Origin of the sequence: Meiothermus hypogaeus, assembly GCF_003574035.1 — a bacterium.
Classification (GTDB): Bacteria; Deinococcota; Deinococci; order Deinococcales; family Thermaceae; genus Meiothermus; species Meiothermus hypogaeus.
In genome coordinates, this window is sequence record NZ_QWKY01000017.1 from 41,870 (window position 1) to 54,688 (window position 12,819).

The 12,819-nt window shown below is 62.4% G+C and carries 10 protein-coding genes; 8 read left to right on the forward strand and 2 right to left on the reverse strand.

What is annotated here, in order from left to right; all coding sequences use genetic code 11:
* Window positions 1–439: 439 nt before the first annotated feature.
* The 6 genes from Mhypo_RS06410 to Mhypo_RS06435 all read left to right on the forward strand — a co-directional run bounded on the left by Mhypo_RS06410 (window position 440) and on the right by Mhypo_RS06435 (window position 8,534).
* The gene (locus Mhypo_RS06410; protein ID WP_240637143.1) at window positions 440–1,711 is read left to right on the forward strand and encodes an MFS transporter; all 1,272 of its coding nucleotides are present in this window, start codon (window positions 440–442) and stop codon (window positions 1,709–1,711) included.
* A 20-nt stretch (window positions 1,712–1,731) separates the two neighbouring features.
* Window positions 1,732–4,053 carry a DEAD/DEAH box helicase gene (locus Mhypo_RS06415; RefSeq protein WP_119340473.1) on the forward strand — a complete coding sequence of 774 codons (2,322 nt, stop codon included), beginning with the start codon at window positions 1,732–1,734 and terminating at the stop codon, window positions 4,051–4,053.
* Complete coding sequence (locus Mhypo_RS06420; protein WP_119340474.1) at window positions 4,053–4,712, forward strand: nucleotidyltransferase domain-containing protein; 660 nt, start codon at window positions 4,053–4,055, stop codon at window positions 4,710–4,712. The genes Mhypo_RS06415 and Mhypo_RS06420 overlap by 1 nt, the downstream gene beginning before the upstream one ends.
* Before the next feature lie 6 nt (window positions 4,713–4,718).
* Window positions 4,719–6,032, forward strand: a complete 1,314-nt coding sequence (gene mnmE / locus Mhypo_RS06425; protein ID WP_119340475.1) for a tRNA uridine-5-carboxymethylaminomethyl(34) synthesis GTPase MnmE — start codon at window positions 4,719–4,721, stop codon at window positions 6,030–6,032.
* Window positions 6,033–6,415: 383 nt separating this feature from the next.
* Window positions 6,416–6,940 (forward strand): amino acid ABC transporter permease, encoded by a 525-nt coding sequence (locus Mhypo_RS06430; protein ID WP_119340476.1) that lies wholly within the window; start codon window positions 6,416–6,418, stop codon window positions 6,938–6,940.
* Window positions 6,941–6,956: 16 nt separating this feature from the next.
* Window positions 6,957–8,534, forward strand: a complete 1,578-nt coding sequence (locus Mhypo_RS06435; RefSeq protein WP_119340477.1) for a cation:proton antiporter family protein — start codon at window positions 6,957–6,959, stop codon at window positions 8,532–8,534.
* Window positions 8,535–8,539: 5 nt separating this feature from the next.
* Here the strand turns inward: Mhypo_RS06435 and mnmC2 are convergent, their stop codons facing one another.
* Together mnmC2 and Mhypo_RS06445 are read right to left on the reverse strand one after the other, a co-directional pair.
* Window positions 8,540–9,226: a tRNA (5-methylaminomethyl-2-thiouridine)(34)-methyltransferase MnmC2 gene (gene mnmC2, locus Mhypo_RS06440; protein ID WP_240637144.1), complete on the reverse strand. Its 687-nt coding sequence runs from the start codon at window positions 9,224–9,226 to the stop codon at window positions 8,540–8,542.
* Window positions 9,216–10,640 carry a pyridoxal phosphate-dependent decarboxylase family protein gene (locus Mhypo_RS06445; RefSeq protein WP_119340479.1) on the reverse strand — a complete coding sequence of 475 codons (1,425 nt, stop codon included), beginning with the start codon at window positions 10,638–10,640 and terminating at the stop codon, window positions 9,216–9,218. The genes mnmC2 and Mhypo_RS06445 overlap by 11 nt, the downstream gene beginning before the upstream one ends.
* 72 nt (window positions 10,641–10,712) lie before the next feature.
* Between Mhypo_RS06445 and gatC the strand changes: the two genes are divergently transcribed.
* A complete protein-coding gene (gene gatC / locus Mhypo_RS06450) occupies window positions 10,713–11,000 on the forward strand; it encodes an Asp-tRNA(Asn)/Glu-tRNA(Gln) amidotransferase subunit GatC (RefSeq protein ID WP_119340480.1) in 288 nt (95 codons plus the stop codon).
* 76 nt (window positions 11,001–11,076) lie between these two features.
* Entirely contained in the window at window positions 11,077–12,348 is a 1,272-nt protein-coding gene (serS, locus tag Mhypo_RS06455; RefSeq protein ID WP_119340487.1) for a serine--tRNA ligase, read from the forward strand.
* The last annotated feature ends 471 nt before the right edge of the window (window positions 12,349–12,819 follow it).

Sequence of the window (12,819 nt, forward strand, 5' to 3'; positions counted from 1 at the left end):
GACACCAACTTTACCTGGATGGTTATCTTAGAGCGCCGTTCATATTCCCCCTCATCCGGCGACACCCCGCGTTTAGAGAGTCGCGTTCCCATCACTGGTAAATATAGAACGCTCTTCACATAGAATCTCCCGAGAATCAAGAATCCTTATCCGAGACAGAGCAGTTGCCGCCAGGAAGCTCGAAACCCAAGCACCCGTGGGCCGGGCCCGGCCCACGCTTGGGTGCGTAACATGCGTCTGGGCGCAGACGCATTCTCGTTTTCGCGGGCGGCAACGTCTGTGAAGGGCGCGATAGCCCTGCTGGTTCGACTTCATCCGGCGAGGCACCCACCAAATCTGGTAAAAGTGGAGGCGATACAAGCAGTTCCTCAACGAAGCTACAGGCGCAGGTCTGCGCAGTACAGGTAGGCAAACGCAAAACCGAGCGTATACTGCCCTTGTGTCCGCACGGCCGAGTGTTCATGCCTCCACAGAAGTCCCGATTCCAACCCAGGTCAAGAAAAATACCTGGCTGCTGGCCATTACCCAGGCCATCAATGGGGCCGGGATGCAGCTTGTACCCACCTTTGGAGCCATTCAGGTAGTAATGCTGTTGGGCAATGCTGCCTTTGCCGGTCTGGCGACCAGCCTGATGGGTCTGGCCAGGGTCATGACGTCCTATTTCGTGGGAGGAATGACCGACCGACGCGGCAGAAAAGCCGGGCTATACCTGGGGTTGTGGCTGGCCATGGTGGGGGCCTTGCTTATCGGCACCGCAACCCTGCTGGGTTCGCTTGCTCTTTTTTGTGTAGGGGCGCTGGTCTTTGGCAGTGGGGTGGGGGCCGTGCAGCAGATGCGCGTGGCGGCCGCCGATATGTACCCCCCCAGCCGAAGGGCTGAAGGGCTCAGCCTGGTGGCGATGGGCTCGCTCCTGGGTGCAGCTATTTCTCCCGTGCTGGTCTTTGTGGCCGAGCGGCTGGGCCTGACTTTGGGCATGAACCAAATTGCCCTGGCCTGGTTGATGGTGCCGCTTCTGATACTACCGGGCTTTTGGCTGGTTAGAAGCATTCGGCCCGACCCCAAGCAGATGGCCCTCGAGCTCGGGCGTTACTACCCGGCCAGCGCACTCAGCAGCAACGCCCAGGCTCTCGAAAACATAGAGAAAGCCGACCTGGCCCGCGTCCGGGTTGCAGCCATCCTTTCGGCGGTAACCGTTCAGGGCCAGATGGTCATGATGATGGCCATGACCCCGCTGGCCCTCAAGGCCCTCGACTGTAGTCTGTCGCAAATATCCTTTTCGGTGGCGCTGCACGTAATGGGCATGTTTGCCTTCTCCTGGCCGATAGGTCGGCTGGCCGACCGTTTGGGCCGCCAGCCCGTTATTCTGGCCGGGCTGGCGGTAGCAGGGCTGGGGGCTCTGCTGGTGGGTATGGGGCAAGGCTACTGGGTGATTAGCGCCGGCACCTTTCTGGTGGGGCTGGGCTGGTCGGGTACGTTCCTGAGCGCCAACACCATGCTGGCCGATGTCACCCCTGCTACCCGACGGGGCCAGGCCATTGGGGTGCTCGAGCTCTGGTCCAACGCAGCAGGCGTGAGCCTGCCCATCCTGGGCGGGCTTCTGGTAGAAGGGTTCGACCTGCATACACTGGGCTTTGTGGGCGCCCTGCTGGTACTGGTTCCGCTTTATCAAGTTTTGCGGGTGCAGGAGCCAAAACCCGGAGACTACCGCTAAACAGCGCCTCGACACTGCCCATGGCTATACCCAAAGAACTACTCCCCTACCAGACCTATGCCGAATGGCTGCGCAACATTGAAGGGTATGCCGGCCAACTGGCCTTTGTACGGGAGCTGCCCGCACGACCGCCACAAAAAACAACCTACAACGGACTTTTCTCGGGCGTTCTGATGGCCCTGGGGTTGCAGCCCTTCAGTTTTCAGGCCGAAGCCTTCGACCAAATGGCGCAGGGACAACACATTGTCCTGGCTACCTCCACAGCCTCGGGCAAAAGCCTGGTTTTTCAGGTGCCGGTGCTCAAAGCAGCCCTCGAGGGCGGAACTTCGCTATTGATCTACCCCACCAAGGCCCTGGCCCACGACCAGCTCGTCCGGCTGCGGCAGATGGGCCGGCTGCTCGAAATCGAAGAGCACATCTACACCTACGATGGCGACACCCCCGAGGCCCAACGGCAAAAAGCCCGACAACAAGGCCGCGCCCTGCTGACCAACCCGGACATGCTGCACTTTGGCCTGCTGCCCCGCCACGCCGACTGGGCGGAGTTCTTATCCAAACTGCGCTACCTGGTACTGGACGAGCTGCACGCTTACCGAGGGGTGTTCGGCACCCATACTGCCCTAATCTTGCAACGATTGCTGCGGCTGGCCTGGCACTATGGGGCCATCCCCCAAGTGATCGCTGCCAGCGCCACCATTGCCAACCCCGCCGAGCACGCCCAGAGCCTGACCGGTTTGCAGTTTTCCCTGCTGACGGCCAACCCCTCGAGGGCCGAGCGGGAGTTTGCGGTCTGGGTACCCCGGGCCCTCGATAAGGAAGGCAAACACCGCCGCAGCCCCAACCTCGAGGCGGCCCTGCTGGCCCGCCACGCTGCCGAACAGGGCCTGAGAACCCTGATTTTCACCAACGCCCGCCGCACCGCCGAGCTGGTCGCGCGGTATGCAGCCGACGAGCGGGTACGGCCCTACCGCGCGGGCTATACAGCAAAAGAGCGCAGAAAACTGGAGCAGGCCTTGCAGGAGGGCGAGGTTCGGGTGCTGGTGAGCACCAGTGCGCTCGAGCTGGGGGTAGATATTGGCGGGCTGGACGCGGTCATTCTGCTGGGTTATCCGGGCTCGGTCAGTTCATTCTGGCAGCGGGCCGGGCGGGCCGGGCGGGCCGGGCGGCGCTCGCTGGTGCTGTGGATTCCGCGGGAAGACCCTATGGATGCCTTTTTCGAGGAACATCCCGAACTGCTCCTGTCCAGCGCCCCCGAGTCGGCCATTGCCGACCCCGAGAACCCCGTCCTTTTCCCCCTGCACGCTCACTGCGCTGCAAGAGAGCTGCCCATTGCCCTACCTGACGTACAGACCGCTTCCAGCCCCGATACCCCGCCCCTCGACCCCTTCTATAAGCCCTGGCAAAATATCCAGCCACCCCTGGTCGAGCGATACAAGCGCCTTTATACCCCGCTGCGCCAACCCCACCAGGCCCTGGTGCTGCGGGGGTTCGGTCGGAGCTTTAGCCTTCGCGACAACACCGGCAAGCTTTTGGGCACCCTGGACGAACGACAGGCCTACTGGGAGGCCCATCCGGGGGCGGTGTATTTGCACCAGGGCGAGAGTTATCTGGTACGCAACCTTGACCCCGAGCAGCGCGAGATTGTGCTGCTGCCGGGCCTCGAGGACTACTACACCCAGCCCCGGGCCGAGACCGAAATCGAGGTACTGCAGGGAGAGGAAATCCTGAACGGTATCTGGGTGGGGCCGGTGGTGCTGCGGGAGCGGGTCACAGGCTATGTTAAAAAGCGCTTTGTGAGCGAGGCGGTTCTGGAAGAAGTGGCCCTCCTGATGCCCGAACTCACCTTCCAGACCGAGGCGGTCTGGTTTCACCCCTGCGCGGGGCTGGAGGTGCTGCCTGCGCTGGAGGGCATGAACGCTATCGAAGCGCGCTGGCCCGACCAAACTTTTCTGACCGAAGCTCTGGTGCCCTCGGCCATACACGCCCTCGAGCACACCCTGATTGGCCTCCTGCCCCTCTTTGTGCTGGCCGAGCGACAGGACATTGGGGGGGTTTCGTATCCTTTTTATCCCCGGCCCCTGGCCTCCGGTAGCGGCCCGACCATCTTCATCTACGACGGCTACCCCGGCGGGGTAGGGTATGCTCGAGCGGCTGCGCGGCAGTTCCCCCGCTGGATCATGGCGGCGCGAGACCTGCTCCAGCGCTGCCCTTGCGAAGCGGGCTGTCCGCGTTGCATCCTGTCTCCCAAGTGCGGCAACGGCAACCAGTTTCTGGACAAACAAGCCGCCCTTTTGCTGGCCGAAGCACTTTGTACTCGATATCAGACCGGAAAGCCCAACTGATGGATCAGGTAATTGCCCAGATTTTAGCGCTGCTCAAGTCCGACCCCAAGGTGATGGGGGTTCTGCTCACGGGCTCGCGCGCCCGGGGCGACGCCACCCCCGGCTCCGACTTCGACTTCTGGGTGCTTTTGAGCGGGGTCAACGAGCGCCGCTTCCGCAGCGAGGAGCAGCAGGGTTACCTGGTGGAGATGCATTTTCGCAACCTGGTGCAGGCCCGCGACAAGATGCGCCGCCACGCCATGGAGCTCTACAGCCACCTGGATGGCAAAATCCTCTTCGATCCCGAGGGCAAACTGGCCGAGCTGCGGGTAGAGGCCCAACAGCTTTTCGAGGCCTACCAGATGCCCGAGGCTGAACGCAAAGCCCTGGCCTACTGGCTGGAGAATGCCCGGCGCAAGCTCCAGACTGCCCTGAGTGAGCAAGCCCAGCTCAAAATGGGCTACCTGGCCAGCATCCAGGGCTGGAAGATCCTGGAGGGCCTGTGGGCGGCTAACCACAAGCCCATGCCCCCGGCTGGGGCGGTCCTGGCGCATATCACCCGGCTCGAGGCCCCCCTCCCCCACTTCGAGCTGATCAACGGACTTTTCGCCAGCGACCCCTTATCCCGCAGCAAAACTGCCCTGGTGCTCATTGACTGGATTCTGCCACGCATAAACTAAGTTCCCGTGGGCCTGCCTTCGCTCAAAGACGTAATTGCCGCCATCGCCACCCCCCCGGGCAAAGGGGCGGTTGGGATCGTGCGGGTCTCGGGCGAGGGCAGCCTGGAGCTGGTCTCGAGGCTCTGGCAAGGCAAGAACCCTAGCCAGCTCGCAGGAGGTCGGTTTACCTACGGCGCAATTTGCGACCCCCAGACCCAGGAAGTGCTGGATCAGGCGCTCTTGCTGGTTTTTCGCCAACCCCACTCCTACACCGGCCAGGACAGCGCCGAGTTGCATACCCATGGCTCCCCGGCAGTATTGCGCCGGGTTTTGCAGGCGCTCTTTGAGCAAGGGGCCCGCCCCGCCCAGCCCGGCGAGTTCACCCTGCGGGCTTACCTCAACGGCAAAATGGACCTGGCCCAGGCCGAGTCGGTGCTGAGCCTGGTGGAGGCCGAGTCAGACGCCGCCCGGCGGCAGGCCCTGCGGGGCTTGAGTGCAGGGCTTTCGCAAAAGATTGCCCACATCTCCGAGGAACTCTTTACCCTGCTGGCGCATATCCAGGCCTGGCTGGACTACCCCGAGGAAGGGGTCGAGCCGGCCCAGATTCAAGAGACGCTAAAGCCCGTTTTGCTCGAGGTTCAGCACCTGCTGGCCACCGCCCCCGCCGGACGTATCGCCCAGAAAGGGGCCCGTATTGCCCTGGTCGGCGCCCCCAATGCCGGCAAGTCCAGCCTGCTCAATGCGCTGCTGGGCTACGAGCGGGCCATCGTCACCCCTATTCCCGGAACCACCCGCGACTACCTGGAAGCCCCCCTGGAAATAGCCGGGGTGCCCATCGTGGCCGTAGACACCGCCGGCGTTCGCGAGACCGAGGACCTCATCGAGAAAAGCGGGGTGGAGCGGGCCTTGCAGATTGCTCAGGAAGCCGACCTGGTGCTCTACCTGGCCGACCAGAGCCAGCCCCGCCCTACCCCACCGCCGTTGCCCTGGGCGCGCACCCTGATGGTTGCTACCAAAGCTGACCTGCCGCCCGTCTGGACGGAGCATTCGTTTCTGAGGGTCTCGAGCCAGACCGGCTTGGGCCTGGAGGCCTTGCGCCAGCAAATCCATCAGCGGCTGCTGGGTGAGGCCCCCGAAGGCGAAATATGGATTAGCAACGAACGTCACGTGGAGGCTCTGCGGCGCGCAAAAGCCCATCTGTTGGAGGCCATGGAGGCCCCCGAAGACCTGGCCGGGGTTTCGATCGAAATGGCCCTGGACGCACTTGCGGAAATTCTGGGCAAGGACGTTTCGGAAGAAGTGATTGACCGGGTGTTTCGCAACTTTTGCGTGGGAAAATAAAGGGGTACCGGTAGCCTATGGTCCATAGCCGATAGCCAGCGACCCTACGACCATCCTGCTCATAAGGACATGGCCCGAACCTTGGCTTGCGTCTTATAGCAAAATCCTCATGAACCCCTTGCCTTCTCCCCTGGGCGGGAGGAGGCGACACCCCGACCGCGTTATCTACCAGTGATGGAAACGCAACTCTCTACTCCTGGGGGTGTCGCCCAGGTTACGGCTTTGCCAGTGCTTGCAGCAGAATCGCGTAAGCGACTCGCCTGGGATGAGGGGATTTGGGAACAAATCTAGAAGATAACGATTCAGGTACGGTTGGTCTTACCTGCCTGGCCCCGTGGGCTTGGTACTTGTACGTGACCTGTTCCCTGCGTACACTTGCCCCAATGTCCACGCCGAAGATTACCTCCATACGCAGTGTGCAAACCTATCTGGTGGCCGTGGGTCTAATGGTCATGGGTGCGGTGCTGGTGGGGCTTTGTGTGGGGGCCTGGTTCCAGGGCGTCGAGCCGCGCTGGTCGGTAATCCTGTTTGGGCTTTTGGGGATTTACATGGTGTTGCTGGGGGTGGAAGAGGGCTGGCTCTCGGGCCTCGAGGTCACCCCCCGTTGCTTGCGCCTGCAAAGCTTTGGGCGCTGGCAGGAATACCCCCTGGAGGGGCTGGAGGCGGCAGACGGACTGCGCGACATTCTGGCCGGCGGCCTGCAGCTTATTTTGATTGGTAAGGAACGCGAGGCCCTAAAAGTGCCACTCCGGCGCTACCGCAATGCCGGCCAGCTCGCCCAGGCCCTGCTGGATGCCGCCTGGCTGCACAACCCCGACCTGGTAGTTATGCCACGGCTCGCACGCCGCCTGGGCGCGCCGCCTTTCGGTGTACTGGCTGCCCGTAAGCGCTCGGGAAAGCCTCAGTAGCCTCTAATATGAAGACATGGAGTGGCTCTGGGTAGGTATGGCATATGGGCTGGGCTGGCTGGCCAATCGGTTCGGCTGGCCGCCTTTGGTGGGGTATTTGGCGGCTGGCTTTGTCCTGTGGGGCCTGCAGCAACAGCCCAACAACCTGCTGGAAAACCTGGCCGATATTGGCGTCTTGCTCCTGCTGTTTACAGTCGGACTAAAACTGCGCTTTAGCAGCATGGTGCGCCCCGAAGTCCTGGGGGTGGGGGGGCTGCACCTGCTCTTGTTTGCCTTGCTGCTGGGAGCAGTGGTGTTCTGGGCCGGGCTCAGCGCCCAAGCGGCTTTGTACCTGGGGATTGGCCTGGCCTTTTCGAGTACCGTGCTGGCCGTCAAGCTTCTCGATGACCGGCGTGAACTGTCCACCTTTCACGGCCGGCTTGCGGTCGGAATTCTGATTTTGCAAGACCTGGTGGCCATTGGCCTGATGGCCTATGTCGGGGTCAAGAACCCCACCCCCTGGGCCTTGCTGCTGCTGGGACTGCCGCTGCTGCGGCCTGTGGTGGGGCGCATCCTCGAGAAAAGCGGCCACGACGAGCTTTTGTTGCTTTATGGCCTGGGGCTGGCTCTGGGCGGGGCCAGCCTGGCCCGAACCCTGGGGGTCTCGCCCGAGCTGGGGGCTTTGCTCATGGGCGCCGCGCTGGCCGGACACCCCCAGGTTTCCGAGCTCTCGCGCACGTTGTGGGGGCTCAAAGAAGCCTTTCTGGTGGGCTTCTTTTTGCAGATAGGCATGATGGGCCTGCCAAATGGCGATGGCCTGGGGCTGGCCCTGGGGCTGCTGGCCCTGCTGCCCCTCAAGGGTGTACTCTTCTTTGCACTCTTTATCGCTTTTGGCTTGCGGGCCCGCACGGCTTTTGTGACCAGTGTTTCGCTTTTGAGCTACAGCGAGTTTGCCCTGATTACAAGCCTGGCTGCGGTGGAGGGCAACCTTGTACCGGCCGCGTATGGGCAGCTGGTCAGCCTGGTAGTAGCGGTCTCGCTAGCGCTGGCCGCCCCCCTCAATCGTTCGGTGCACAACCTCTACCAGCAGCTCGAGCCCTACCTGCTGCGCTTCGAGCGCAAAGGGCGCCACGCCGACGACGAGCCCACCAGTTTGGGCGGGGCCGAATGGCTGGTGGTGGGAATGGGCCGCACCGGAGGCGCCGCCTACAAGATGCTGGCCGGTCAGGGCTACCGCGTATTGGGCCTCGACGCCGATGAGGGCAAGCTCGACTTTCACCGGAGCAAAAAGCGTCAGGTGCGCTACGGCGACGCTGAAGACCCTGAGCTCTGGGAACGCCTCGAGCTCACCGGCTTGCGCGGGGTGCTGCTCACCCTGCCCGACCTCGAGGCCAAGCTGCGGGCGGCGCGCGGCCTCAAACAGCGGGGTTTTACGGGCCTCATCGCTGCCACAAGCTATCACCGCGAGGAAGACCCCCTCCTGGCGGAAGCAGGCGCTACACTCATCTCGCATCCCTTCGCCGAGGCCGGAGAGCGTCTGGCCGAGCGTGCCCTGGGCCTCAACCTCGTAGAGGAGCCCGAAAACCCCCAACTCGCCGAGGCCGGGCCCGATTGAAACCCCTACTCTGCTGTGTGTTCGGCCAGTGTCCAGGCCTTCTTACCTACACCTGGCACCTTGCTGACCGCAAACCCTGCCGCGGCCAAGTTGCGGCGAAAGCGCCCCGCCACCGAGTAGGTAGCCAGCCGTGCACCCCCACCAGCCGCCCCGAACAGCTTTTGCAGAACACCAGGTTGCCAGGGCTCGGGGTTCACTTGCGGGCTAAAGGGGTCAAAGTAAAGGGCCGTTGCCCAGTCAGAAGGCATGGCAGCCGCGACAACATCTTCAAAGCGCACCTCGAGCCTGCCCCAAACACCCTCCAGCCGTAAAGGGGCCCGCGGATGGGCAGGCCAAATAGCCAGCAAATCCATCCATACCTGCTCGGCAGCAGGCGAAAGCGGAACCCCAACCGACGCCAGTATCATCCTCGAGACCGGATAGCCCTCGTAGCTGAGGTATTCAAAAAACACCCCGCGTCGCAGGCAGTTTTCCAGGGTCGCCCGGAAATTAACCCCCAGCCCAAAGCCCACCTCCAGCACCCTGGGGGATGGGTGCCGATGGGTCTGGGTGAGCTTCAGGTAGAGCTCATTGGCCTGCATCCAGGCCCCGTGCCGAGAACTGTAGGCCTCCTTGAATACCGGATGCACCAGCGTGGGTGAACCGTCCTCTGTCTGTAGCCGCTGGTAAATGTCGGAACGCTCAGGTGCCAATCTCAACCCTCTGGGCTTCTTGTTGCATGCGGGCCCACAGCGCTTCCACATGTGGGCGTTCGGTGGCCTCCGCGCCAATAGAGACCCGCACCATCCAGCGCCCTTTGAGCAGGGCTGCGGTCAAGAAAGCCCGGCCCGTGCGGTTGATACGGGCTACCCAGTCCTGGGTGTGCCGGTCGAGCTGCTCCGGGCTCAGGCCCCCTGGGTTGTAGCGCACACACACCGTTTGCAAAGGCACCGGCGCCAGCAGCTCCCAGCCGGGGGTCTGTTTGACCTGGACCTCGAGCCACTTGGCGTTGGCCAGGTCGCGCCGCAGCCGCGTCTGCAAGCCTTCCACTCCCAGTTCACGCAGCGTGAACCAGATCTTGAGGGCTCGAAAGCGACGGCCCAGCGGGATGCCCCAGTCTTTGTAGTTCTTGACCTGCCCATCGGCAGCCGAGTGGAGGTAGGAAGGGTTGGTGGACATGGCCCGGATCAGGTGTTCGGGCTCACGCACATAGTAAAGCGAGCAGTCGAAGGCCACCCCCAGCCACTTGTGGGGGTTGATGACGATGGAGTCGGCCTGCTCGATGCCATCCCACATCCACCGGCACTCCGGCAGAATCATGGCGGCACCGGCCATGGCCGCGTCCACATGGAGCCACAGGCCATACTGCTGGCATAGCTCGGCAATTTTTCGCACCGGGTCAATGGCCGTGGTGGCCGTGGTGCCCACGGCAGCCACCACCGCGCAGGGCTTGCGCCCTTCGGCCAGGTCGCGCTTGAGGGCGGCCTCGAGCGCATCCAGCCGCATGGCGTGGGCCTCGTCGGTTTCGATCAGGCGCAGATTTTCGCGACCAAAACCGGCCAGCAGTGCGGCTTTGGGCACCGAGCTGTGGGCCTGGTCGGACACATACACCGTGAGGGGACGGGCCTCGGCCTGGAGCCCGCCCCGGTCCTGGGACTGGCCTGTGGCCCATTCGCGCGCAGTGAGCAGCGCCACCAGCGTACCGGTGGAGGCAGTGTCTTGAATAACCCCCTGAAACTGCGCCGGCAAGCCCAGCATCTGGCGCAGCCAGTCGGTCATTACCTCTTCTACCTCGGTCAGGGCCGGGCTGGCCTGCCAGGTTATGCCGGTCTGACCGAGCCCGGTGGCAATGAGATCGGCCAGCACCGAGGAGAGCGGCGCGTTCGATGGAAACCAGGCGAAGAAATAGGGGCTTTGCCAGTGGGTCAGGCCGGGGAAAAGCGCTTTCAGGTCTTCCTGTACCCCTTCCAACCCCTGTGCTTGTTGAGGGGGAGCCGAAGCAAATAAGGCTTTGATGGCCCCCGGCTGGACCTGCGCCATCACCGGCTGGGTCTCGAGGCTGGCACGGTATTCGGCAATGAAGTCAATCAGTTGGTAGCCCAAACGCTTGAACTCTTCCGGCGACATGAAAATAGCCTACCAAAGCCCAGGACTTGCAGCATACGAGGTCAGAGGCCAACCAGGGTTAGAATGGCATCCATGGAGATTACTCCTGAACTGGTCAAAAATCTGGGCAAGCTTTCACGGCTGGCGCTCACCCCGGAAGAAGAGGCGAAGCTCGAGGGTGAGCTTCGCTCAATTGTGGTTTTTTTTGAAAAGCTGGGCGAGCTGGATACCGAAAACCTGCCCGAAATGGCCCGCCCAGTTGAAATTACCAACCGCTTGCGGGCCGATGAAATCCGGCCTTCCTTGAGCCAATCGGAAGCCCTGTCGGTAGCCATCGAACAGGAAGAAGGTCAGTTCAAAGTACCAAGGGTCATTGAATAACCTCGAGCAGCTGGGGCCTGGAATCAAGAGTTCCAGCCTCGAGCCCTGGCCCCAGCCCTCGACCCCGAGCGCCGATATGCTAGACATCAAATTCATCCGCGAAAACCCCGAAATCGTCCGCGAGGCCATCGAAAAGAAAGCCGTCACCCTCGACCTCGACGAGTTGCTGGCCCTGGACGCACAGGTGCAGGAGCTCAAGCGAAAAACCGAGGCTCTCCAGGCCGAGCGCAACGCCAACGCCAAAGCTGCCAGCAAGGCCCGGCCCGAAGAGCGCGCAGCCATGATTGAAAAGGGCAAGGAGATTGGGCGGCAGCTCGCCGAACTCGAGCCCCAGCTACGCGACCTCGAGGCTAAGCTGAAGAACCTGCTCTATCTAACACCTACCATTCCCTGGGAGGGTGCACCGGTTGGCCCCGACGACTCGTTCAATGTGGAGACCCGCGTCCACGGCAACCCCCGCATCTTCCTGTTTGAACCCCTCGACCATGTAGCCCTCATCGAGAAAAACGGCTGGGGCGATTTTGAACGGGCGGCCAAAGTTTCGGGCTCGCGCTCGTATATCCTGAAGGGCGACCTGATGGTCTACGAGCAAGCCCTGCTGCGCTTTGCCCTCGACCGGATGATTCAGGCCGGCTTTACCCCCATGAGTGTACCCAGCCTGACCAGGGAAGAGGTGCTGTACGGGCACGGCCAGTTCCCCACCGCCCGCGACCAGGTGTACTCGGTAGATGGCGAGGATGCCTTCCTGGCCGGCACGGCCGAGGTGCTGCTCAACTACCTGCACGCCGGCGAGATTCTGCCCGAGAGCGAATTGCCCAAAACCTACACAGCACTCTCTCCGTGTTTCCGCAGTGAGGCCGGCTCGGCAGGCAAGGATGTGCGCGGCCTGATGCGCGTGCACCAGTTCAACAAGGTAGAGCAGTACGTGCTCTGTAAGGCCGACCTGGAAGAGTCGAAGAAGTGGTTCGACACCATGCTTTCCATCTCGGAGGGCATCCTGCAAGCCCTCGAGCTGCCTTACCGGGTACTGGAGGTATCCACCGGCGATATGGGCCTGGGCAAGTACCGTCAGGTAGACCTGGAAACCTGGGTTCCCAGCGAGAACCGCTACCGCGAGACCCACTCCTGCTCGGCCCTCCTGGACTGGCAAGCCCGGCGGGCCAACCTGCGCTACCGCGACGAAAACGGCAAAGTGCGCTATGCCTACACCCTCAACAACACCGCCCTGGCCACCCCCCGCATCCTGGTCATGCTGCTGGAAAACCACCAGAACGATGACGGCACCGTTAACGTGCCGAAAGCCGTGCAGCCCTATTTTGGCAAGGAAAGGCTCGAGCCTACCCCCTGATTTACAAAACCCCGGTAGGTTTGCTCGAGGCCAATGCCCCCTCTAACCAGAGCAGGGGCGCTTCCCTCCGAAACCCTCCACTCCGCCTCTTCATGCCAGCAGTGGCGCACCGTTCGGGATGCACCATCTACCCGGCAGGTCCGTAGGCTGGTCAAGCTACAACCTCAGTTTAGCGCAGACCTCTTTATACCGGCTCCTTGATACCGGATTCAAAAAGACAGTTCACAAAGCCAAAAACACCAGAGGCTGTCTTTTTGAATCCTAGAGCACACCCCTCCCTTGAGTACCGGCGCTAGCCGGGGGCCGATGGCCCTTCACTGTCGGTCGGTGAAGAAAGCGTCTCCCTTCCAAGGGGCGGTATCGCCCTCCGCTACGCGGATAACTTCCAAGGGGCGGTATCGCCCTCCGCTACGCGGATAACTTCGGTCGGGTTAGTTCGTCACCAAAGGGTGACGAACTAACCGAATCTGG

What these genes read in the sequence shown, in the direction of transcription:
- Mhypo_RS06430 (WP_119340476.1), top strand. Translation starts at nt 6,416, where the DNA reads ATGTCCACGCCGAAGATTACCTCCATACGCAGTGTGCAAACCTATCTG.
- Mhypo_RS06420 (WP_119340474.1), top strand. Translation starts at nt 4,053, where the DNA reads ATGGATCAGGTAATTGCCCAGATTTTAGCGCTGCTCAAGTCCGACCCC.
- Mhypo_RS06415 (WP_119340473.1), top strand. Translation starts at nt 1,732, where the DNA reads ATGGCTATACCCAAAGAACTACTCCCCTACCAGACCTATGCCGAATGG.
- serS (WP_119340487.1), top strand. Translation starts at nt 11,077, where the DNA reads ATGCTAGACATCAAATTCATCCGCGAAAACCCCGAAATCGTCCGCGAG.
- gatC (WP_119340480.1), top strand. Translation starts at nt 10,713, where the DNA reads ATGGAGATTACTCCTGAACTGGTCAAAAATCTGGGCAAGCTTTCACGG.
- Mhypo_RS06435 (WP_119340477.1), top strand. Translation starts at nt 6,957, where the DNA reads ATGGAGTGGCTCTGGGTAGGTATGGCATATGGGCTGGGCTGGCTGGCC.
- Mhypo_RS06445 (WP_119340479.1), bottom strand. Translation starts at nt 10,640, where the DNA reads ATGTCGCCGGAAGAGTTCAAGCGTTTGGGCTACCAACTGATTGACTTC.